The sequence below is a fragment of the Bacillus sp. LJBS06 genome (genome assembly GCF_016924995.1).
Lineage (GTDB): Bacteria > Bacillota > Bacilli > Bacillales > Bacillaceae > Bacillus > Bacillus stercoris.
On sequence record NZ_CP070483.1, the window covers coordinates 682,706 to 705,542 of the forward strand.

At 44.5% G+C, this 22,837-nt stretch carries 22 protein-coding genes and 2 riboswitches; of the genes, 15 read left to right on the forward strand and 7 right to left on the reverse strand.

The genetic code is table 11. From position 1 onward, the window contains the following. Positions 1–36: 36 nt before the first annotated feature. On the reverse strand, positions 37–1,077 hold the full coding sequence (bdhA, locus tag JQX68_RS03525; RefSeq protein WP_014663040.1) for a (R,R)-butanediol dehydrogenase: 1,041 nt from the start codon (positions 1,075–1,077) through the stop codon (positions 37–39). 436 nt (positions 1,078–1,513) lie between these two features. Here bdhA and walM point away from each other — a divergent pair, with 436 nt between their 5' ends. Together walM and JQX68_RS03535 are read left to right on the forward strand one after the other, a co-directional pair. Next, a complete protein-coding gene (walM, locus tag JQX68_RS03530) occupies positions 1,514–1,885 on the forward strand; it encodes a cell wall metabolism protein WalM (RefSeq protein ID WP_003234013.1) in 372 nt (123 codons plus the stop codon). 65 nt (positions 1,886–1,950) lie between these two features. Continuing rightward, positions 1,951–2,997, forward strand: coding sequence for a PD40 domain-containing protein (locus JQX68_RS03535; RefSeq protein WP_147772988.1), 1,047 nt, complete (start codon positions 1,951–1,953; stop codon positions 2,995–2,997). A gap of 32 nt (positions 2,998–3,029) precedes the next feature. Here the strand turns inward: JQX68_RS03535 and JQX68_RS03540 are convergent, their stop codons facing one another. The 6 genes from JQX68_RS03540 to gabP all read right to left on the reverse strand — a co-directional run bounded on the left by JQX68_RS03540 (position 3,030) and on the right by gabP (position 8,009). After that, positions 3,030–3,188 (reverse strand): hypothetical protein, encoded by a 159-nt coding sequence (locus JQX68_RS03540; RefSeq protein ID WP_134975879.1) that lies wholly within the window; start codon positions 3,186–3,188, stop codon positions 3,030–3,032. Positions 3,189–3,372: 184 nt separating this feature from the next. After that, a complete protein-coding gene (locus JQX68_RS03545; protein WP_003234008.1) occupies positions 3,373–3,582 on the reverse strand; it encodes a cold-shock protein in 210 nt (69 codons plus the stop codon). Between the two features lie 82 nt (positions 3,583–3,664). Then, entirely contained in the window at positions 3,665–4,480 is an 816-nt protein-coding gene (locus JQX68_RS03550; protein WP_014663043.1) for an alpha/beta fold hydrolase, read from the reverse strand. Continuing rightward, the gene (locus JQX68_RS03555; RefSeq protein WP_433997292.1) at positions 4,462–4,710 is read right to left on the reverse strand and encodes a DUF4003 family protein; all 249 of its coding nucleotides are present in this window, start codon (positions 4,708–4,710) and stop codon (positions 4,462–4,464) included. Before JQX68_RS03555 ends, JQX68_RS03550 begins: the two co-directional genes overlap by 19 nt. A 196-nt stretch (positions 4,711–4,906) precedes the next feature. Then, positions 4,907–6,448 (reverse strand): outer spore coat copper-dependent laccase CotA, encoded by a 1,542-nt coding sequence (cotA, locus tag JQX68_RS03560; RefSeq protein ID WP_147772989.1) that lies wholly within the window; start codon positions 6,446–6,448, stop codon positions 4,907–4,909. A gap of 151 nt (positions 6,449–6,599) precedes the next feature. After that, positions 6,600–8,009 carry a GABA permease gene (gene gabP / locus JQX68_RS03565; RefSeq protein WP_014663046.1) on the reverse strand — a complete coding sequence of 470 codons (1,410 nt, stop codon included), beginning with the start codon at positions 8,007–8,009 and terminating at the stop codon, positions 6,600–6,602. Between the two features lie 398 nt (positions 8,010–8,407). Here gabP and mneS point away from each other — a divergent pair, with 398 nt between their 5' ends. From mneS to purB, 13 genes are all read left to right on the forward strand, one after another. Continuing rightward, positions 8,408–9,280 carry a manganese transporter MneS gene (mneS, locus tag JQX68_RS03570; RefSeq protein ID WP_134975878.1) on the forward strand — a complete coding sequence of 291 codons (873 nt, stop codon included), beginning with the start codon at positions 8,408–8,410 and terminating at the stop codon, positions 9,278–9,280. 151 nt (positions 9,281–9,431) lie between these two features. Continuing rightward, entirely contained in the window at positions 9,432–10,394 is a 963-nt protein-coding gene (locus JQX68_RS03575) for an AAA family ATPase (protein WP_205440533.1), read from the forward strand. Further along, positions 10,394–11,590: a DUF58 domain-containing protein gene (locus JQX68_RS03580; protein WP_147772990.1), complete on the forward strand. Its 1,197-nt coding sequence runs from the start codon at positions 10,394–10,396 to the stop codon at positions 11,588–11,590. The genes JQX68_RS03575 and JQX68_RS03580 overlap by 1 nt, the downstream gene beginning before the upstream one ends. Before the next feature lie 21 nt (positions 11,591–11,611). Next, entirely contained in the window at positions 11,612–13,825 is a 2,214-nt protein-coding gene (locus JQX68_RS03585; protein ID WP_147772991.1) for a transglutaminase TgpA family protein, read from the forward strand. A gap of 162 nt (positions 13,826–13,987) precedes the next feature. Continuing rightward, entirely contained in the window at positions 13,988–15,529 is a 1,542-nt protein-coding gene (guaA, locus tag JQX68_RS03590; RefSeq protein ID WP_024571783.1) for a glutamine-hydrolyzing GMP synthase, read from the forward strand. Positions 15,530–15,672: 143 nt separating this feature from the next. Then, positions 15,673–15,774, forward strand: a riboswitch (purine riboswitch). Between the two features lie 134 nt (positions 15,775–15,908). After that, positions 15,909–17,231: a hypoxanthine/guanine permease PbuG gene (pbuG, locus tag JQX68_RS03595; protein WP_147772992.1), complete on the forward strand. Its 1,323-nt coding sequence runs from the start codon at positions 15,909–15,911 to the stop codon at positions 17,229–17,231. Between the two features lie 210 nt (positions 17,232–17,441). Continuing rightward, positions 17,442–18,245 carry a DUF6574 domain-containing protein gene (locus tag JQX68_RS03600; RefSeq protein WP_134975877.1) on the forward strand — a complete coding sequence of 268 codons (804 nt, stop codon included), beginning with the start codon at positions 17,442–17,444 and terminating at the stop codon, positions 18,243–18,245. Positions 18,246–18,403: 158 nt separating this feature from the next. Continuing rightward, the gene (locus tag JQX68_RS03605) at positions 18,404–18,571 is read left to right on the forward strand and encodes a Fur-regulated basic protein FbpA (protein WP_014663056.1); all 168 of its coding nucleotides are present in this window, start codon (positions 18,404–18,406) and stop codon (positions 18,569–18,571) included. Positions 18,572–18,781: 210 nt separating this feature from the next. Further along, on the forward strand, positions 18,782–19,336 hold the full coding sequence (locus JQX68_RS03610; RefSeq protein WP_009966729.1) for a DUF2179 domain-containing protein: 555 nt from the start codon (positions 18,782–18,784) through the stop codon (positions 19,334–19,336). After that, positions 19,336–19,533, forward strand: a complete 198-nt coding sequence (locus tag JQX68_RS03615) for an NETI motif-containing protein (RefSeq protein WP_003219403.1) — start codon at positions 19,336–19,338, stop codon at positions 19,531–19,533. The genes JQX68_RS03610 and JQX68_RS03615 overlap by 1 nt, the downstream gene beginning before the upstream one ends. A 79-nt stretch (positions 19,534–19,612) precedes the next feature. After that, positions 19,613–19,714: riboswitch (purine riboswitch) on the forward strand. Positions 19,715–19,855: 141 nt separating this feature from the next. Continuing rightward, the gene (gene purE, locus JQX68_RS03620; RefSeq protein ID WP_014663058.1) at positions 19,856–20,344 is read left to right on the forward strand and encodes a 5-(carboxyamino)imidazole ribonucleotide mutase; all 489 of its coding nucleotides are present in this window, start codon (positions 19,856–19,858) and stop codon (positions 20,342–20,344) included. Further along, positions 20,337–21,479 carry a 5-(carboxyamino)imidazole ribonucleotide synthase gene (gene purK / locus JQX68_RS03625; RefSeq protein ID WP_134975876.1) on the forward strand — a complete coding sequence of 381 codons (1,143 nt, stop codon included), beginning with the start codon at positions 20,337–20,339 and terminating at the stop codon, positions 21,477–21,479. The genes purE and purK overlap by 8 nt, the downstream gene beginning before the upstream one ends. Next, a complete protein-coding gene (gene purB, locus JQX68_RS03630; RefSeq protein WP_003233955.1) occupies positions 21,476–22,771 on the forward strand; it encodes an adenylosuccinate lyase in 1,296 nt (431 codons plus the stop codon). Before purK ends, purB begins: the two co-directional genes overlap by 4 nt. Positions 22,772–22,837 lie beyond the last annotated feature (66 nt).

The following is a 22,837-nucleotide window of genomic DNA, read 5'->3' on the forward strand; positions in this document are numbered from 1 at the left end:
AATCCGCATACGAGCGCGGATTCTTTTTTATGCTGATTAGTTAGGTCTGACAAGGATTTTGACTTGGCTTTTCTCTTTAATAAGAGCCCCGAAGCCTTCCTCGATCAAATCATCTAACACGATTTTTTTCGTTACGAGTTTGTCGGCTGAGAAATAGCCTTCTTTCATTAATGACAATACAGCCGGGAAGATGTCGCGGTATCCGATAATTCCTTTTACTGTACGTTCCTTGATGACGATATCGTTCGGATGGATTTCAGCACCTTTTTCCCAAATGCTGACGATGACTGTTTCACCGGCAATTGTAGTGGACTGGATGGCTTGTCGCAACACCACCGGAACACCAGTGACTTCAAATGCTACGTCAACTCCGCCTCCTGTACGTTCTGCAATCTCAGCGACTACATCGTCTGTTTTAGATGGATCAACGATGATCGCGCCAAGCTCCTCAGCTTTTTGCTGGCGTTCAGGTGAAAGCTCAACAGCATAAATATCAGTAGCACCGGCAGCCTTCAGCGCTTCAATCACCAGAAGTCCGATCGGGCCGCAGCCGAATACAGCCGCTTTGTCGCCGGCTTTGAGTTTGCTTGAGCGGACAGCATATAGAGCGACTGCTGAAGGTTCAACAAGCGCACCTTGTTCGTATGATAATTCCTCAGGAAGTTTGAACAAAAGCTCTTCATCTACAGAGACGTATTCAGAGAAACCGCCGCCTCCGCCGGCTAAGCCGAGGAATCCCATTTGTTCATCAAGGTTGTAAGCGCCCTGGTGGCCGTGTGTAGCAAAAATCGGTTCAACTACGACGCGGTCTCCAACTTTATAATTTTCAACGCCTTCTCCGACTTCGACAACTTCACCGGAGAATTCATGCCCCATTGTGACAGGTGCTGTTTCATTTGTTAATGGGTGCGGTTTGTCAACCGGAATAAAGATCGGTCCGCCGAGATATTCGTGTAAATCACTCCCGCAGATGCCGCACCATTTGACTTTGATCTTTACTTTTCCCGGCTCCGTTTTTGGCTCTTCAATATTTTCAATACGGATATCCTTTTGGTTATGCCATCTTGCTGCCTTCATGGATTACCACTCCTATAACTTTTGATGTGAGTAATTCCGCACCGGTCAATATGAACTGTTCACAAAATCGCCATTTTTAAAACCAAAAAAGAAATGAAATTTTTATATAATATAATCTACGTTTTTTGAAAAAAGAAACTTTGAAGAAAAAAGAGTCTCGCACACTCTTTTTTCTTTATATGAGAGCATCAATCGTTTACATAGCTATGAATTTGGTTTGAACAATACGGTAATGGTTCGTTCATATTGAATGCGACAACTACTCTATTAATAATTATAACGCTAATACCGCTATTATAATAGGATAATCTTCCATGGTTTATTTTAGCAGAGGTAACTTTTTTGACTTTGTAACATTACTGTAAGGATATTGAAATAAAAAATAGCTGGTTGATCGTGTATAATCTTCCTAGATGTTAACAAACAGGGGGACGAAATGTTGAAGAAAGTCATTTTAGCCGCTTTTATCTTAGTAGGAAGTACTTTGGGAGCTTTTAGTTTTTCATCAGATGCCAGTGCGAAACATGTGAACGGAAATATTACTTGGTATAATGGAGTCGGGAAAAAAGGCTCTTCAGGTAAGAAACTTGGACATTGGGATTGTGCGACCAAAATCGGATTTGATGTTCCTAGAAACGGGACAAAAATCAGAGCTTATGCAAAAGCGAAGCCTAAAAAGGTGATTACGGTTTATAAAAATGATGTTGGCAGAATGCCTAATGCGGTGCTTGATGTAAGCCCTAAAGCGTTTAAAGCGCTTGGATATCCATTAAGCAAAGGTAAGGTAGCGGGGCATTACAGCTATTAATTTACATATATAATCTGTAAAGCAAGAAGTCACATTCTTGCTTTTTCTATTGGTGGAGATAAAAGATGAAAAAAAGTATCATATTATTGTTAGCAGTGATAATAGCGGCAGCTGCCGCGGGGGTTGCGTTTTATGTTGCAAAGGATAAAGGCCATCAGAAGGCTGCTGATGTGACAGTCAATACCGAAAGCGGTGATGAGCTGCTGGTTTCCATTACAGATACGGATCTGCTGACAAAGTATTATGAAAATGACAAGGTGATCCATGAGGAGAAGCTGACCAGCTATCCGGCATTTGCCTTGGATCAAAAACAGCAGGTGCTCTATTATACGGGCAATAATGATCAGAATGAAATGAGGCTTTTTAGGCTGGATCTAAAGTCTAATAAAAAGACGATGCTTTATAAAGGCGCGGAGAGTGCGGACAGTTTGTTTTTATCAAAGGACCGTTCAACCATCTATTTCCGTTTAGGAAAAGCGGACGAAAGCAATTTCCGGATCGCCGCTTTTGATCTGAAAGCGAAGAAGTACAAAAACATTTATCCTGACGCTAATGATCAGGATGACACCGTCAGCAGCTTCTTTTATAACCCAAAAAACGATTCATTTGCATTGCTTCATTATTCTGTAGAAGAAGACTACAAGAAAACAGATGAAGCAAATGAAAAGGGCATGGACCCTGAACCAACAACGATTCATTTTGCGGAAGGCCGTCAAAATAAATTTAATGAGCTTAAAAGCTTAAACCAATTTATCAGCGATATTGCTGTTTCTGATGATGATAAACGTATTTTATTTACATCATATACGCAGAAAGGGACGGAGCAAACCGCTGCTATTCAGATGCTCAATGCGGATACGAAAAAGTATGAAAGCATCATCACAAATCAAAAATCATTTAAGCTGTTAATTGACGCACAGCCTCAGTTCTCTAAGGATGGAAAGAATATTTATTTTCTTGCCGAAGCCAAGGGGGCTAAAAAGCTGAAGGACGAAACAGGGCGTGAAGCTAAGGTGCGGACGATTTATTCCTATAACCTTGAAAATAAGACCTTCAAAAAAGTATGGGAAAATCCGAACGGCATCATTAACAGCTTTTCTGTGATCAACTAATGAAAACCACTCGGCTTAGGCTGAGTGGTTTTTTAATGGACGAGGTGCAGGGCTAATGATCCGAGCCATTTTAAAAAATGGATTAGAGGTATCGACAAAAACAGAAGTTCAACATAAGAGTTCATTGCAAGGTTCAGCTTTTTGAAGGCAGCTCTTTTTTGCAGGTCTTTTTGCTGCTGGTTTGAGATCACGTTATCACTCCTTTTGTATCCATATTATACCATCAAGGTAAACAAAAAAGCCCTAAACGTTTACAGTTTTGGGCTTCTTTCCTTTTGGCCTCTTGCCATGAGAGGCTTTATTCTGAAATATAGAATTTTGTCTCCGTTCGAGGTTTGTTTGCTTGCAGGAGACTGCGTTTGTTATAGGGAAGAACTAGCTTGTTTTTGTTTGGCTGTTGTTTTGGAGATTCACTAATGAACGGATGCCGTCGACCATTTTACTTCCGCACAAAGGGCACAATGGCGTATCACTGCTGGCGAAGTTCTTTCTGGTCCAGCCGTTACAGTCTTCTTTTGTGCATTCCCAAGTACTCACATCTTCTTTTGGCAGCGGTTCTTGATTACGTTTGTTATAGTAAGACATAAAGTCACTTCTTCCCTCATGTATTTTACTGCACATTTCTTATTGTCTCATACTTTTCCCTAATCTCCTAATTCCTTTTTCTTTATGACTTTCCAGTCAGCCCATCTAAAAAGGAGAGGAGTGTGCTGTTAAAAGCGCCGGGCTCTTCTAAAAACGGGCAATGGCTGCTTTTAGAAAAGGTGACGAGTGTCGAGTTTGGAATGTGGCTGTGCAAGTGTTCCCCAGCTGCGGTAGAGAAAAATTTCCGGTCTTCCCCGAAGCACAGCAATGTCGGCACACTAATGTTTTGAAGAGTGCCGCGGTAATCAGCAGCCGTTTGGTTAAATAAAATCGTGCTTGAAATGGCGGCAGGCTGTTTGAGGATTTCTGCCAGCATCCATTCTGTTTCTGTTTCGGCAGGCGGCTCTGCGAACATATTCTGGATGAAGCTTTCGTAGAATGGCAGCGGGTCAGCCTGAATGGCGTACATCGCTGTTTTTAAACCGTCAAAATCAAACGGGCCGTGTTCCCAGCCCTCCCATTGATAGTCGGAAGCAGATTGATCAATGATGACAGCAGCTTGTATGTTATCATTCCCAAATTGATGGAGATAATCCCATACGACAAAGGCCCCCATTGACCAGCCGGCAAGAACGACATGATCAAGCTCCATTGCGTTTAGAAATTCCCTTACGTCACGGGCGTATTGGGAAATGGTGTGTCCATGAAGCACTTTGTCAGATTCGCCGTGTCCTCTAAGATCAAGACGAATACATTGATAATTGGCAGAAAGCGCCGAAAATTGTTTGTGGAAAAATTGTCCGCTCATCAGCACCCCATGTATAAACAGGATCGGTGTCCCGCTCCCATGTGTTTCATAGTAAAGGCGTGTCTGATCTTCTAATGTGATGTATGGCATATTTCTCCTCCCTTAGTTTCCGTCATGAGTATGACTGGCTGCACCATTTCATTGTATACATCAATGAAAGTATGACATGTTTGTTTTGCCTGATGCTGAAAATGAATTGTCCAGAATAGAAACAACAGTAAAACGGTGTTTGTATTGAGTGTTGTGAAGCTGCCGATGTTTGATTTAATATCGCTGCTCAAATCATAAAAGCGCTGAAAATCAAACTCTCTTTTATTCACAATATATGCAGAGGAAATGAGTATTAATATCTGATCGTGTGAAACTTTTCATTTTCATTCAGCATAAATGGAAATGTTTTGTGTAGATGGTGTTCAGAAAAAAAGTAGCTCCTTTTGCAGTTTTTACGTAATACGATAAATTGAGGAAAAGGTTTCATAAAGAAAAAACTTGCCTGCTAGAGGCAAGTTTGTCGGGTTATTTGTTGGGATCAGTTATATCCATCGGTCTCATCATGTCGTAGTCCTCATGCTCAAGAATATGGCAGTGCCATACGTATCGTCCGCTGTACGGCCCGAATGTCGCCGCGATTCTCAGGACTTCACCCGCATGCGCTTGAATGGTGTCTTTCCATCCCTTTTCACTTGGCGGCGGCGGGATAGCCGGACCCGTATAGGACAATTCCCCGCTTTCTTGATAACGGGCGATATCAAACGGACGCCGGTCTAATACACGGAAGGAGACCAGATGCAGGTGAATCGGATGTGTTCCGCGTGTCGGGTTGATAATGGACCATATTTCAGTTGTGCCGGCTTTTGGTGCTTCTGTGACAGGATCGTGCCAGCGTTTGTTATTAAGCAGAAGGACAGGTCTGCCGTATTCGTCCTGGGTTCCTGCCAGTTTTAGTGTTCTGATGTTTTGTATTCTTTCATGCTGTACGGAAGGGTATGAGGCGAGGTACTTCGGCTTTCTGCTTTCGTCTTGTTGCGCTAATGGTTTTGTGACTCTGAATTGCATGATATTCGCATCTGTTTCAGGATTGACGTCACCGCCGCAGCCCGCGCTGTTTGCCAAAATGATCGATTCTCCTTCATACGCTGTGAAGTCAATGATGATATCGTAACGTTCAGCAGGCGCAAGACTGAAAGAATTCAATTTAACAGATCGCGGCAGGAGCCCTCCATCTGAACCGACCTGAATAAACTCTCCGCCATTATCGAGTGACAGATTATAGGTTCTTGTGTTGGAGGCGTTGATGACACGGAATCGGTATTTCCTCGGCTCGACTTCCAAGTATGGCCATACCTTCCCGTTGACGAGTATGGTTTCTCCGCAAAAAGCCGGAACGATTGAAGGATTAGGCAGTGACGGAGAAGGGTTTTCCGGTGCGCTCGGATAAAACAAAGAACCGTCCTCATTGATCGTGCGGTCTGTGATAAGAAGCGGCACATCGTATTCGCCTGAAGGCAGTTTTAAGCGTTTTTCCTTTGGATCATGAATGATATAAGCGCCGACAAGTCCGGCATAGACATTTAGCCTGGTGAGCGCCATGGCGTGATCGTGATACCACAATATAGCCCCGCGCTGCTGATTAGGATAATGATAAACCTCTCTTTTGAAATAAGGTCCTGTTTGTTCAAAGTCTTTGGAAAACCAAGCCTCCGGATACCCGTCGCTGTCATCTGGCGTGACGCCGCCATGTAAATGAACAACAGTCTTTACTTCGGGTTCTTCATGCTGGCTGTCACTGTGATGAATGGTGTGATCAACCGGAAGGAAATGCGTGGAAGGAAGATTATTCATCCATTTCACATATACATTTTCATTTCTTTTAACCTCAATGGTAGGGCCCGGAAATAAGCCGTTGTAGCCCCACAGGCGGGTCGGAAGGAGATCGCGGTGAAGCTGATGAGTGCATTCCTCCATGGTGACTTCGTAGTATGTTTTTTCTTTTGATTGCTGCACTGGCTTTAGTGTATCTGGGATTGGGAGAGCATCCACAAATTTTTCAAGTGTCATTTTCATCTGTCCTTATCTAAATTTTCCAAATTGGTATTATAGTTAATGACAATAAGAACGTGATGGTTACAAAAAATCTTCGTGCTGAAGACTGCCTAATGAAGAAAATAACAAAATCCTAAACGGCAGGCCGTTTAGGATTTGATCAGCGTTAAGGCAGGATATCGGGCTGCTGCTGTGTGACTGGCTTTGCAGCTACTTTCTCGCCCACCTTGCGTTTTCTGAACACAAGGTAAGAAATCAGAACGATTCCCGTGATGACACCTGTCAGCAGAAGCTCATCTCGCATGGAATCAATAAATGCCATAGACACTAAAATCCCGCAGATGGCGATGATGGTCAAGTAAGTGAGGAAAGGGAAAAGCCACATTTTGATTTTCAAAGCTTCCGGGTTTGTTTTTTCGAGTTTTTTCCGCATTCTCAGCTGGGAAACAGCGATGACAAGGTAGACGAGCAAAGCGATTGCGCCTGATGAGTTGACTAAAAATAGAAAGACAGTATCCGGTGAGAAATAGTTCATTACGACCGCGATATAAGAGAAAAATGTTCCGGCTACAATAGCTTGTACGGGAACGCCTTTTTTGCTCAATTTCATAAAACGGCGCGGCGCCTCGTTTCTTTCTGCAAGTGAATATAGCATTCTGGATGTGGTGTACAAACCTGAATTCAGGCAAGAGAGTACGGCTGTGAGAACGATAAAGTTCATGATCTGTGCGGCTGCCGGCACTCCTATATGCTCAAGTACAGCGACGAAAGGGCTTTCTAAAATATTTGCTGAATTCCATGGCAAGAGCGCCACAACAACGGCGATTGAGCCCACGTAAAAGACGATGATGCGCCATACAACGGATCTGGTTGCTTTTGTCACAGATTCGATCGGGTTGGATGTTTCTCCTGCTGCAATGGCAACGATTTCAGTTCCCATAAAAGAGAAGATGACAACGACAATGCCGAGCAGTACAGTGCTGATGCCTTCCGGGAAAAACCCGCCTTTGCCTGTAATATTCGAAAAGCCGACTGGCTCACTGCCCGGTGCAAAGCCAAAAATAAAGGCAAAACCAACGATTAGAAAAGCAATGATGGTCACAACTTTAATGAGGGAGAACCAATACTCAAACTCACCGAAAGACTTAACGGAGTAGACGTTTGTCAGGGTGAGCACAATCGTCAAAATCAAACTTGTCAGCCAGAGCGGAATATCATGGAACCAGTATTGAATAATGCCAGCGCCGGCAATGGCTTCGATCGCGATAACGATCACCCAGAAAAACCAGTACAGCCAGCCGATTGTAAATCCTGCCCATGGTCCGATGGCGTCGTGAGCGTATTGAGAAAACGATCCGCTCGTCGGGTTTACGGCAGACATCTCACCGAGCATTCTCATAATAAAAATCACCAATAATCCGGCCAACGCGTAAGAAACAATCGCACCGGGACCGGTCGAGTGAATCACTGAACCGCTGCCTACAAATAGCCCGGCACCGATGACGCCGGCGATCGAAATCATTGTCATATGGCGCGTCTTTAATTCTTTTTTTAATCCTGGTTGAGACTGGTTCATAAGTTACCTCCTTTAAGAATGAAATCATTACTGAATATTATGATAATTGAAACTCTATCATAAATATACAGTTTGTCGAAAATTCATGTGAGAAAATATAACGTTTTATTTCAAATTTGTAGTTATTTGTTTGCGCTTTCATAAAATATTGGAATGAATATTTCGTTTATAATTCACTTTTGCAAGTTTGTTTGATATTTCCAATTCTAAGGATCGCTAATGTGTAGATTTTCATTAGGTTTAAAGGGCTTTTTAGAGTCACAATAAATTGGATTAGAGAAAAAGTGTTCCATCATCACTATTTTTCTGTGGCAGGTGAATCATGTTTCTGTAGACCCACTGCGGTTCAGCTTTGTATGATAATCATAGGAAAACGTGAGTGGAGAGGAGGTTTTTGTATGGAGAGGTATGATGAATTGAAAAAAGGCGAATCCGGGGCGCTGGTCAGTATTGCCGCGTATCTTGTCCTTTCTGCGATTAAACTGATCATCGGTTATTTTTTTCACTCGGAAGCACTTACGGCAGACGGGTTAAATAACACAACTGACATTATTGCTTCTGTTGCTGTTCTGATCGGCCTGCGCATCTCTCAAAAACCTCCTGACGAAGATCATCCATACGGCCACTTTCGGGCGGAAACGATTGCATCGCTTATCGCATCCTTTATTATGATGGTTGTCGGTTTGCAAGTGCTGTTCAATGCCGGAGAATCTATTTTTTCTGCTAAGCAAGAGACGCCGGATATGATCGCGGCTTGGACGGCAGCAGGCGGGGCAGTACTGATGCTGATCGTTTACCAGTACAATAAAAGGCTGGCCAAGAAGGTAAAGAGCCAGGCGCTCCTTGCTGCGGCTGCTGATAATAAATCAGATGCGTTCGTCAGTATCGGCACGTTTATCGGCATTGTGTCTGCTCAATTCCATCTGGCTTGGATTGATACGGTCACTGCGTTTGTGATCGGTCTTCTCATTTGCAAGACCGCATGGGATATTTTTAAAGAGTCATCTCACTCTTTGACAGATGGATTCGATACAAAGGACATTTCAGCTTATAAACAGACGATTGAAAAAATCTCCGGTGTGAGCCGTTTAAAAGACATAAAAGCAAGATACTTGGGCAGTACGGTTCATGTTGATGTAGTGGTTGAGGTATCAGCAGATTTAAATATTACGGAAAGCCACGATATAGCCAATGAAATTGAGCGGAGGATGAAGGAGGAGCATGCGATTGACTATTCACATGTTCATATGGAGCCTTTGGAACAAAAATAATGGAGCTTCCTGTCACAGGAAGCTTTTTTGCGTGATTTCTTCTGCTTGGGTTGGAAACAATTTGCTAGAATCGTTTTTTTATACAAATCTCTTTTTGTGGTAAAGTTAGGTTACGATATGATGAATTTTGTAGATAAATAGGAGGAAAAGAATGGCATATCAAGAAGACCTGCATCCTTTGCTGGGGAAAGCAGTTGAACATATTAATAGAGTAATGGTTGGAAAACGAGACATCGCCATACTCAGCTTGGCAGCCCTTCTTGCCAAAGGGCATGTGCTGCTTGAGGATGTACCCGGAGTCGGAAAAACGATGATGGTCCGCGCGCTGGCGAAGTCAATTAGTGCCGATTTCAAAAGAATCCAATTCACTCCGGATTTGCTGCCATCTGATGTAACAGGGGTATCTATCTATAATGCAAAAACGATGGAATTTGAATATCGTCCCGGTCCGATTATGGGAAATATCGTGCTGGCCGATGAAATCAACCGTACTTCTCCGAAGACACAGTCGGCTTTGCTTGAAGCGATGGAAGAGGGAAGCGTAACGGTAGATGGCCATACGATGCCGCTTGCCGCTCCGTTTTTTGTGATGGCAACGCAAAACCCGGTCGAATATGAAGGGACCTATCCTTTGCCGGAAGCCCAGCTTGACCGTTTTTTATTCAAACTTCGGATGGGTTATCCGTCCTTTAATGAAGAGCTTGATGTCTTATCTCTTCAGGAAAAAAGCCATCCGATTGAGACGCTTGAGCCGGTTATTACTAGAGAAGATTTCATCCGTTTGCAGCGGGAAGTGCAAAATGTCCGTGCCGATGACAGTATTAAAGAATATATCGTTGAAATCGTGCAGAAAACGAGACAGAATCCCTCTGTTCAATTAGGTGTCAGTCCGCGCGGCTCAATCGCTCTCATGAAAGCGGCACAGGCCTACGCGCTGCTGCATCATCGCGACTATGTCATCCCGGATGATATTCAATATTTAGCTCCTTTCACGCTGCCGCACCGGATGATGCTTCATCCTGAGGCGAAATTTGAAGGGATTCAGGCAGAAGCGATCGTAGGGGAGATCATGTCAGCTGTGAAGGTGCCGGTTCAAAGGTCGTCGGTCCGCTGATGAATAAGAATTGGCAATGGCTTGTATATGGTTGGAAGCTGATAATATTAACTTTATTGACGGCTGCTGTTTTTTCTTATGCGATGTTTCAGGGCGGCTTTGTCAGCTGGTTTTTGTTTTACGCGTTTTTCCCTTTTGTCTTGTATGCCGGGCTGCTGGCATTGTATCCGCTCCGCTCATTTCAGGCTTCACGGCAGATGGATAAAACACAATTGCATGCGGGGGACAGGCTGGGCGTGACGATTACGCTGAGACGGAAGCTGCCGTTTCCCCTGATGTATATGGTGATTGAAGATTGCCTGCCAGAAGGAATTGAGTCCTTGAAGCGAGACGAAGCCGCGGCCAAACGGCTCGTTTTTCCTTGGTTTAAACGGAGTATGACGCTGTCGTATGAATTAGCTCGGGTACCGCGCGGAGAGCATCACTTTCATGCTGTCAGGGTGCGAACCGGAGATGTTCTTGGATTGATTGAAAAAACAGCATTTTTTGAGCTGGGGGATATCCTGTTTGTTTATCCATCCTTTCAGCGTTTTTCCTATCAGGTGAATGAGAGGCATCAGGAAGACGGTGTAAGCGGTTCTTCTCCTATTCATCAGCACCATTCCTCAGTCGCAGCAAGTGTGCGGAATTATCAGCCGGGAGACCGGTTTGCTGCATTAGATTGGAAGACTTCTGCACGGCGGAGCCAGCTGATGACGAAGGAATTTGAACCTTCCCGAAGTAAAAATCTGTTTCTTCTGATGGACCGTTTTCCCTCTGAAGCATTCGAAGAGGTCGTTTCAGCGACTGCTTCGATCCTTTATTCTGTTTTAAAAAACGGAGCGGGCGCAGGATTGGCTTCCGTCGGAAAGGAAAAAAACATTTTCCCCATTCAGGAAGGGGATCAGCATTTTAAGCACATGCTTCGGCATTTAGCAGTGGTTCATTGTGATGCGGCTGACCCGATAAGCCGATATGTACGGGAGGAGCTGGGAAAGCCATCTGTTCGCCAAGCCGATCAAGTGGTCGTCACGGGACAGGTAACGGAAGATCTGCTGCACCTCGCAGAAATCGGAGGCGGCCGGGTTACGGTGATACTGGCAAAAGAGAAAGATGCTGAGCTTTCTCAAGCTGAAAATATCGTGATTGAACGCATGATGAAACGCCAAATCAGAGTTCAGGTCATGATGGGCGGACGAGTTTCGCGTGTTGTTTAGAAAGAGAGGTGACGGGTTCACATGCCGCACGATGATCAGAAGGGAAGCCGTTTGAGCTTGCTGTTATTTTATTTTCTGGCTTTTTTATTGCTGTGGGAGTGGCTCAGGCCGCTCAACAGTTTTACTGAAACGAAACATACGGGCTTTTTTATTGTCTTTATCGGCTTGACGTTTCTGCTGACTTTTTTCCGGATGAGGTGGTTTGTCACCGTTCCTTTTTGTATCTTATTTACATTGCTCTCGATACACATCCTGTTTTATCAAGGATCTATATTCGACTTGAGCTGGGTCAGCTCTTTTTTGCAGGATGTCTATCTGAATATCACGCTGATTCAATCAGGGCAATGGAATGACATGATTCCTTCTTTTCGGACCCTGCTGTTTTTTGTGCTGCTGTGGCTGCTGGTCTATCTTCTGCATTATTGGGTGATTTACCAGAGAAGAATTTTGTTTTTCTTTATGATGACAGTAGCGTATATTACGATTCTTGATACCTTTACGCCATATGATGCCACTTTTGCCGTCATCCGTATCGTGCTGATCGGCTTCTTTATGCTGGGCCTTTTATACTTAGAACGCATTAAGCTGATGGAAAGAATCACACTGCCAAAAACATCTGTCCTGAAATGGTTTCTTCCTTTATCTTTATTGGTTTTGGCTGCAGTGGGATTCGGACTCGCCGCTCCAAAATCAGATCCGGCCTGGCCTGATCCGGTGCCTTTTCTTAAAAAAATCACTCATCAAGACCGCGTGTCTGCAGGGGAAAGCAAAATCGGATACGGGAATCATGATGAATCACTCGGCGGCCCGTTCCAGCAGGATGCTACACCTGTTTTTACATGGCAGGGAAAAGAGCGGACGTATTTCCGTGTGGAAACAAAGGATACGTATACCGGGAAAGGCTGGGTTGAAACAGACACAGGCATGTCATATCAGCTTAGCGGAGGAAAAGTGGAAAATCTGTGGTTTGACCATAAAGTGGCAACAGAGCGCCGCACAGTCCGTGTAAAGGTTGATAAGCACTATGGGTACAACCATTTGATGTATCCGATTGGTGCGGTCACCATTCAGCCAAAGCAGGCTGTCTCACTTGAAATGAACGGCAACACGGAGCAAATTTCTCCGATCAGTGAACAAGCCGGTGAAATCAGAAATATGGGGAATTATAAAGTAGCGTACAATTCCCCGGTCTATAAGCTGGATGAACTGAGAAAGGTAAAAGTGAGAAAAAACAGTGAGGAGTACACATTCAGCGATCGCTACATGCAGCTTCCAGATTCACTGCCAGAGCGGGTGAGAACCCTTGCGATCAAACTGACTCAGGATCACGACAATATGTTTGATAAGGTGAAAGCGGTTGAGGACTATTTAGGGTCAAATGCGTTCACATATGAAACAGAAAAAGTGACCATTCCTAAGAATGATGAGGATTATGTCGATCAATTTCTGTTTGAAACGAAAATGGGTTATTGTGATAACTTTTCTTCCGCCATGGTGGTGCTCTTGCGCTCGGCCGGTATTCCGGCCCGCTGGGTAAAGGGTTATACGTCCGGCGAATACAAAGAAGCAGGAAACAAAAATGGCAGCATCTACGAAGTGACAAATAACAATGCCCATTCCTGGGTAGAGGTGTATTTCCCGGAACAGGGCTGGGTTACATTTGAGCCGACTAAAGGGTTTACAAATCCGGCTCAATTTACTTCTTCTGAAACAAAGGACTCCGGCAGCGATAACAGCAGCTCGCCGAAGAAAACAAAAGAGAAACAGAAAGAAGAGAAAAAACAGCCGCAAAAAGAGGTAAAGCCAAAGGAAAAACGGGAGCCAGCTGTTTCTAAAAAGCCGTCCGCTTCGCATACAAATGCCGGTGCAGGCTGGTATGCTGCGCTTGTGGTTCTTGCAGTCCTCCTGGTGGCAGCGGTATTGCTGTATGCTTTCCGTTCGTTATGGATTCCTGTTTTCGCTGTGAGGAAATTGAAGCGGCGCAGCGATCAGCACGCGTTTTTTGAGGCATATGGCGCACTGCTGAAACAACTGAAGAGAAAAGGACTGCCGAAACGAGACAGTGAAACGCTGCGTGATTATGCGAAACGAATCGATGAAAAATACGACATAGAAGACATGTCAAAGCTGATATTAAGCTATGAAAGGGCGCTTTACAGAAATGAAGATTCTTCGGCGCTATGGAATGATTCGAGAGAGTTATGGGAAAATTTAATTAAAAGAAGATGGTCTTGACCACTTATCGACGTGTTGTTAGAATTAGTGAATATTATCGGAGTCTGGGAGCGAGTTGGCCTGACTCCGGCAAACGGCCTTGCCAAAGAGGGCGGAGCGAGCTTCATATCTGTCCTCGTTTTTTTCTGTGTCAAAAAACTTAGAGGAGATTAGGTGACAACCATGACAAAGTTAGTGAATGAAATGATTCTTGTCCTTGATTTCGGCAGTCAGTATAACCAGCTGATTACACGCCGTATCCGTGAATTCGGTGTATACAGCGAGCTGCATCCACATACATTGACGGCTGAAGAAATTAAAAAAATGAATCCAAAAGGAATTATTTTATCCGGCGGTCCAAACAGTGTGTATGATGAAAACTCTTTCCGCTGTGACGAGAAAATCTTCGAGCTTGATATTCCTGTATTGGGAATTTGCTACGGCATGCAGCTGATGACTCATTACCTTGGCGGTAAAGTTGAAGCGGCAAGCCAGCGTGAATACGGAAAAGCAAACATCCACATCGAAGGCACACCTGATTTGTTCAGAGATCTTCCGAATGAACAAGTGGTTTGGATGAGCCACGGCGATTTGGTTGTAGAAGTTCCTGAAGGCTTCACTGTTGACGCGACAAGCCATCACTGCCCGAACTCAGCAATGAGCAAAGCAGACAAAAAATGGTACGGCGTTCAGTTCCACCCGGAAGTGCGCCACTCTGAATACGGCAATGATCTTCTGAAAAACTTTGTATTCGGTGTTTGCGAATGCGAAGGCGAATGGTCAATGGAGAACTTTATCGAAATCGAAATGCAAAAAATCCGTGAAACAGTCGGAGACAAACAGGTTCTTTGCGCGCTAAGCGGCGGCGTTGATTCCTCTGTTGTTGCTGTTTTGATTCATAAAGCGATCGGCGACCAGCTGACTTGTATCTTTGTAGATCATGGTCTTCTCCGTAAAGGCGAAGCTGAGGGTGTTATGAAAACATTCAGCGAAGGCTTTAACATGAACGTGATTAAAGTAGACGCACAAGATCGATTCTTAGATAAACTAAAAGGCGTTTCTGATCCTGAGCAAAAACGCAAAATCATCGGTAATGAATTCATTTACGTATTCGATGATGAAGCGGACAAGCTCAAAGGCATCGACTACCTTGCACAAGGTACGCTTTACACAGATATCATCGAGAGCGGTACCGCAACGGCGCAAACGATCAAATCTCACCACAATGTCGGCGGGCTTCCTGAAGACATGCAGTTTGAGCTGATCGAGCCGTTAAACACGCTCTTCAAAGACGAAGTGCGCGCGCTTGGCACAGAGCTCGGCATTCCGGATGAAATCGTGTGGCGCCAGCCGTTCCCAGGACCGGGACTCGGAATCCGCGTTCTTGGCGAAGTAACAGAAGAAAAACTAGAAATCGTTCGTGAATCAGATGCAATCTTGCGTGAAGAAATTGCAAATCACGGCTTAGAGCGTGATATCTGGCAATACTTCACGGTTCTTCCTGACATCCGCAGCGTTGGTGTTATGGGTGACGCAAGAACATATGATTACACAATCGGAATCCGCGCCGTTACATCAATCGACGGCATGACATCTGACTGGGCGCGTATCCCGTGGGATGTGCTTGAAGTCATTTCGACACGTATCGTAAACGAAGTGAAGCACATTAACCGCGTGGTGTACGATATTACAAGCAAGCCGCCTGCGACGATTGAGTGGGAATAAGTAACAATGAATGGAAACCATCTTTTTGGCAGTTTTGCCAGAAAGATGGTTTTATTTGTTTATTACGAACAAAATCGGATTTTGCGTGACTATTGTTCGCTTTTCATATTGTCATTTCAAATTGAACTTGGTACAATAGACACAGAAATCAAATAAGATGAATTCGTATAATCGCGGGGATATGGCTCGCAAGTTTCTACCAAGCTACCGTAAATGGCTTGACTACGTAAACATTTCTTTCGTTTGATATAAATAAAACACGTTTATTTATTCGAACTGAAATCCGTCTGTAGTCAAGCGTCCCAAAATTATTGGGGCGTTTTTTATTTGGCGATTTCAGGGCAGGATAAATAGCAAAGAGTGAAGGGAGTCAAATAGCTTGAAAAAGTATTTTCAGTTTGATGAGCTGGGCACCAGCTATCGCAATGAAATCATTGGCGGATTAACGACTTTTTTGTCTATGGCATATATTTTGTTCGTCAATCCGATTACGCTTGCTTTGGAGAGCGTGAAAGATTTTCCGGAGGCGCTGAGAATTGACCAGGGTGCGGTCTTTACGGCGACAGCGCTGGCGTCTGCAGCAGGCTGTATCTTAATGGGATTAATAGCGAGATATCCGATCGCCATCGCGCCCGGTATGGGGCTGAACGCGTTTTTTGCGTTTTCTGTTGTCCTTGGTATGGGCATTTCATGGCAGGCAGCTTTGTCTGGTGTTTTTATTTCAGGTCTTATTTTCGTTGCTCTTTCTTTAACAGGTTTTCGTGAAAAAATCATCAACGCCATTCCGCCTGAGCTGAAATTGGCAGTCGGTGCGGGGATCGGCCTGTTTATTACATTTGTTGGCCTACAAGGATCAGGAATCATTACTGCAAACCCTTCTACGCTCGTCACGATCGGAAACATTCACAGCGGTCCTGTGCTGTTAACCATTTTCGGTGTGATTGTAACAGTTATTTTAATGGTGCTTCGCGTGAACGCAGGCGTGTTTATCGGGATGCTGTTAACAGCGGTTGCCGGCATGATTTTCGGTTTGGTCCCGGTTCCGACTCAAATCATCGGAAGTGTGCCGAGCCTTGCGCCGACTTTCGGACAAGCGTGGATTCACCTTCCTGATATTTTCTCCGTACAAATGCTGATCGTTATTTTAACATTCTTGTTTGTCGGATTTTTTGATACAGCTGGTACACTTGTTGCTGTGGCAACACAAGCTGGTTTAATGAAGGAAAACAAATTGCCGCGTGCGGGGCGTGCGCTTTTAGCTGATTCATCTTCTATTGTGATCGGTGCCGTGCTTGGTACGTCTACAACAACTTCTTACGTGGAATCAAGCTCAGGTGTCGCTGCGGGTGCCCGTTCAGGATTTGCCGCAATTGTAACAGGGATTCTCTTTTTACTGGCTACGTTTTTCTCGCCGCTCCTATCGGTCGTCACGTCAAATGTAACAGCGCCGGCGCTTATTATTGTTGGTGCATTGATGGTGGCGCCGCTTGGCAAAATCGCTTGGGATAAGTTCGAGGTGGCCGTTCCTGCTTTCCTTACCATGATCATGATGCCGTTAACGTACAGCATTGCAACTGGTATTGCCATCGGATTTATTTTCTATCCGATTACGATGGTGTGCAAAGGAAAAGCCAAAGAGGTTCATCCAATCATGTACGGGCTGTTTGTTGTATTTGTCCTGTACTTTATCTTCTTAAAATAAGGAATGAAAAACCAGCTGCCGGTGCAGCTGGTTTTTTTGTTGCAAAAGATAAAACCATTTCATACGATATACCGTCATGTAGATGTGAAGCCATGCTTTACTTAAATGGAAATGACTTGACTGTTCAGGAAGGCTTCGGTACCTTATATAAGTGTTTTATTTTCTTGCTGAATGGTATTCCGCCGTATTTTTTTGATAGGAGTTGCTGACATGACGGAAGAAAGAAAAGAAACGTTTGAAGAAGAAATTAACCAGAGTGAAAGAATAGATGCAGATGAAGAACCGCTATCGAGAATGTCCAGAAAGGCGAGCCGCCAAAGCAAGCAGAAGCAAAAACAAAAGCAGAAACCGCGCCAGGGACGCGGTGAATCGGCTGTTAAAGACAAGCTTGCGTCTGTATGGGCAGCCATCAACAGATACTGCGGTTTTGCATTCTCGATTTTAAAATCACCGGCGAAAACCGTCATAGCGGATGGTTTTTCTCATTATAAGTACGGTCTGATTTCAATGCTTATATTCAGTGTGATCTTTTCAATTGGGAACTGGTTTCAGTTAAAGGCGAGCTGGAACCGGCCGCTCGGTTTCGGAGAACGCCATCATGCTTTCTATGACGGGTTTTTAGTTGTTCTAGTGTATTTGCTGATCTTTTTCGCGGTAATGGTCTTTGCTATATGGGCTGTCTCCCGCTACATGATGAAGCAGAAGGTGACGTTCAGAGAAGCGGCTGCCGTATTGGGTTCATTGCTTGTACCGGTGATAGCTGTTTCAATTATATGGCTGATCTTTGCGATCGTGAATATCCCGATGCTGACAGTTCTGTTTACGGTGCTGATCCTGTTTTCCATCTTTTTTATCATCGCGCTGTATGTACAGCGGGTGTACCAGGCGGCAGAAGATGCGCCGATTGATTATATCTATTGTGTATTGGCGGTGGTGGGGATAGCGCTACTGTTTACGGCAGTGACTTGGCCGTTTATTTCTGAATATTTCACAGCATCGCTTATTCCGCTTTAATGAAAAAACCGGCTCAAAGCAGCCGGTTTTTTCATGTCACACTTTTTACAAATATATCTAAAAAACATAGTTGATTTGTAGGATTAACCCGTGTATGATGGGGAAAATGCTGTAAACGTCCAGCGCAAAAACCTTTATATTGAAGGAGGATGATGGACATGGCTGAAGTACTTCGCCGCGCAATTAATCAAAAGAAGCAATTTTTAAAAACCAAATTACTGCTCTCGGAATTTTATCAGGGAAGAGGGGAACAGCTGGCTCACTACACGCTTAGTGAGCTTGAGAAAGAATACAAGTCCCTTCTGAAAATGAAAAAAGAGATCTGACAATAGATGAGAAGAGGTGAGTCTGCTGAAAAGCGGGCTTTTTTTGATTTTGAAAAGGTGAGAAAGCGGGTAAACTACTACTGTTTAACCTCATAAAGCGTGTCGAAATATTTTCCTTAGGCTTTGGGCCTCGGCTCATTGTAAACGACTCATTTCTCTAGTAGAATATGAATGCTTTATGCAAGCTGAAGAGTAGGGGGATGAAATAAAATGATGCAAACCATCTTATCAAATGGGATAGCCATGGTTCTCATAATTCTCATTATTAATATTGTCTATGTGTCATTTTTTACGATAAGAATGATATTAACGCTGAAAGGACAGCGTTATTTAGCGGCCGGCATCAGCACGATTGAAATACTGGTTTATGTGACAGGGCTGAGTCTTGTGCTTGACAACCTAGACCAGATTCAAAACGTGATCGCGTACGCGCTCGGTTACGGTCTTGGCGTGATTGTCGGCATGAAAATAGAAGAAAAATTGGCGCTTGGCTATATTATGGTCAACGTCATTACGAAGGAGCTCGATCTTGATCTTCCGAAGCAGCTCCGTGAAAAAGGCTACGGCGTGACAAACTGGGTGGCCGGCGGACTCGAAGGTGACCGTACAGCCCTTCAGATTCTGACGCCTAGAAGATATGAACTCCAGCTATATGATACGATTAAAACACTTGATTCAAAGGCCTTTATTATTGCGTACGAACCAAAAACAATCCACGGGGGCTTCTGGGTCAAAGCGGTGAAGAAGAGGAGAATTAAAGAATAATGGCAAAGCCGAAGAAGAAAAAGTTTGAAGTGACAGAGCAGCAAACGATTGATGCGGTGCTTCAGCAAATGAAAGAAGAAGGTTATCTGCCTGTAAGGCGAATGGAAGAGCCTATTTTTATGGAAAAAAAGGAAAATGGGTCAATTCAGATCGTTCCGTGCGGGAAAAAAATCGTATTTGAAGGGAAATTGATCTAAAACACGAACATTAGTAGAATGAATTTTTGTATCGTTCGATAATATCGTTGACATTATCCATGTCCGTTGTTAAGATAAACATGAAATCAAAACACGACCTCATATAATCTTGGGAATATGGCCCATAAGTTTCTACCCGGCAACCGTAAATTGCCGGACTATGCAGGAAAGTGATCGATAAAACTGACATGGATATATCGCAGAAGCGAACGACTGACGATACATGTACCATGCCCGGTTTGTATTGCTTCCTCATAAGTGCAATGCAAATTCGGGTATTTTTTATTTTCTGAAAACTAAAGCATTAGAAGGTGGGAACAGAATGCAGCCGCTAGTAGGAATCATCATGGGAAGCACTTCCGATTGGGAGACAATGAAACACGCATGCGACATACTTGACGAACTTAATGTTCCATACGAAAAAAAGGTCGTTTCCGCTCACCGGACGCCTGATTTCATGTTTGAATACGCTGAAACCGCCAGAGAAAGAGGCATCAAGGTGATTATCGCCGGTGCCGGAGGAGCGGCGCATCTGCCGGGGATGACGGCGGCGAAAACAACGCTTCCGGTCATTGGAGTGCCGGTCCAGTCCAAGGCGCTGAACGGCATGGATTCACTTCTATCCATCGTCCAAATGCCTGGAGGAGTACCTGTTGCGACGACAGCCATAGGCAAAGCCGGCGCAGTGAACGCAGGCCTGTTAGCGGCGCAAATTTTGTCAGCTTTTGACGAAGATCTTGCCCGTAAGCTGGATGAGAGAAGAGAAAATACAAAACAGACGGTGTTAGAAAGCAGTGATCAGCTTGTCTAAACAAATCATCTATCCGGGAGCTGTAATCGGCATAATCGGCGGCGGCCAGCTTGGGAAAATGATGGCTGTATCCGCCAAACAAATGGGGTATAAAGTCGCGGTCGTTGATCCTGTGAAAGATTCGCCGTGCGGGCAGGTTGCGGATGTCGAAATTACCGCGCATTATAATGACCGTGAAGCGATTCGACAATTGGCTGAAATCAGCGATATCATCACATATGAGTTTGAAAACATTGACTATGATGCGCTGCATTGGCTGAAAGACCATGCGTATCTCCCGCAAGGAAGTGAGCTGCTGCTCATTACCCAAAACCGAGAAACAGAGAAAAAAGCAATCCAAGCCGCGGGCTGTGAAGTCGCACCGTACAGCATCGTCAAAACACAGAATGAATTGAAACAGGCGGTACAGGAGCTCGGGTTACCCGCAGTGCTGAAAACATGCCGCGGCGGGTACGACGGCAAAGGCCAATTTGTGATAAAAGAAGAGGCGCAAATGGAGCAGGCAGCCGCTCTTTTAGAACACGGAACCTGTATTCTTGAAAGCTGGGTTTCTTTTAAAATGGAATTGTCAGTGATTGTCGTCAGATCGGTAAACGGAGAAGTTTCAACATTTCCGGCGGCTGAAAACATTCACCACAACAATATTCTTTTCCAAAGCATTGTGCCTGCACGGGCCGGGGAAGGGATTCAGCAGAAGGCTGCTGAGCTGGCCGTTAAGCTTGCTGATGAGCTCAATCTTGTCGGGCCGCTTGCTGTTGAGATGTTCCTGACAGAGGACGGAGAGCTTTTGGTTAATGAACTGGCGCCAAGACCGCACAATTCTGGGCATTATACGCTGGACCTTTGCGAGACGAGCCAGTTTGAACAGCATATCAGAGCGGTATGCGGGCTCCCGCTTGGCAAGACAGATTTGCTGAAGCCGGGCATGATGGTGAATCTTCTCGGCAATGAAGTAAAGCTTGTTGAGGAAGACCCGGATCTTTTAAAAGAGGCAAAGCTATATATATATGGAAAACATGAAATCAAAAAAGGCCGCAAAATGGGGCATATTACATTTATGAAGCAGCCTGAAGACGAATGGATTCAGGAGATCACAAATAAATGGATGAATAGAGACGGAGGACAAGCAGAATGATCGAACGTTATTCAAGACCTGAAATGTCTGCGATTTGGACGGACGAAAACAGATTTCAAGCATGGCTGGAGGTAGAGATTCTTGCCTGTGAAGCGTGGGCGGAGCTTGGCGTCATTCCGAAAGAAGATGTAAAAGTTATGCGTGAGAACGCGTCATTTGACATCAACCGTATTTTAGAAATCGAAAAGGACACGCGTCATGACGTTGTCGCTTTTACACGCGCCGTTTCCGAATCACTGGGCGAAGAAAGAAAATGGGTGCACTACGGCTTAACGTCAACTGATGTTGTTGATACGGCTCTTTCCTACTTATTAAAACAGGCAAACGATATTCTGCTCAAGGATCTTGAGAGATTTGTTGACATTATTAAAGAAAAAGCAAAAGAACATAAATACACAGTCATGATGGGGCGCACACACGGCGTACACGCTGAGCCTACAACATTCGGCTTAAAACTTGCGCTTTGGCATGAAGAAATGAAACGTAATCTTGAGCGTTTTAAACAAGCCAAAGCAGGCATCGAGGTTGGAAAGATTTCCGGCGCTGTCGGCACATATGCGAACATTGATCCATTTGTTGAGCAATATGTCTGTGAGAAGCTCGGATTGAAAGCAGCACCAATTTCAACTCAAACCCTTCAGCGTGACCGTCATGCTGACTATATGGCAACACTTGCTTTAATCGCGACAAGCATCGAGAAATTCGCTGTGGAAATCCGCGGATTGCAAAAGAGTGAAACACGTGAAGTTGAGGAATTTTTCGCGAAAGGGCAAAAGGGTTCATCTGCAATGCCGCATAAACGAAATCCGATCGGCTCTGAAAACATGACAGGCATGGCGCGCGTGATCCGCGGCTACATGATGACAGCTTACGAAAATGTTCCATTATGGCATGAGCGCGATATTTCTCATTCTTCAGCAGAACGGATTATTCTTCCGGATGCGACAATTGCGCTGAACTATATGCTGAACCGCTTCTCCAACATCGTGAAAAACTTAACGGTCTTCCCGGAAAACATGAAGCGCAACATGGACCGCACTCTAGGCCTTATCTATTCTCAGCGTGTGCTGCTTGCTTTGATCGACACAGGCCTGACACGTGAAGAAGCCTATGATACTGTTCAGCCGAAAGCAATGGAAGCGTGGGAAAAACAAGTGCCGTTCCGTGAGCTTGTGGAAGCGGAAGAGAAAATCACGTCACGTCTTTCTCCGGAAAAAATTGCTGACTGCTTTGATTACAACTACCATCTGAAAAATGTTGATCTGATCTTTGAACGTTTAGGTTTAGCATAGAAGAAGCTTTTAGCGGCTTCTTCTAAGCCGCCGCTGTTTGAAAATTCCCAACATTCGGGTTAGGAG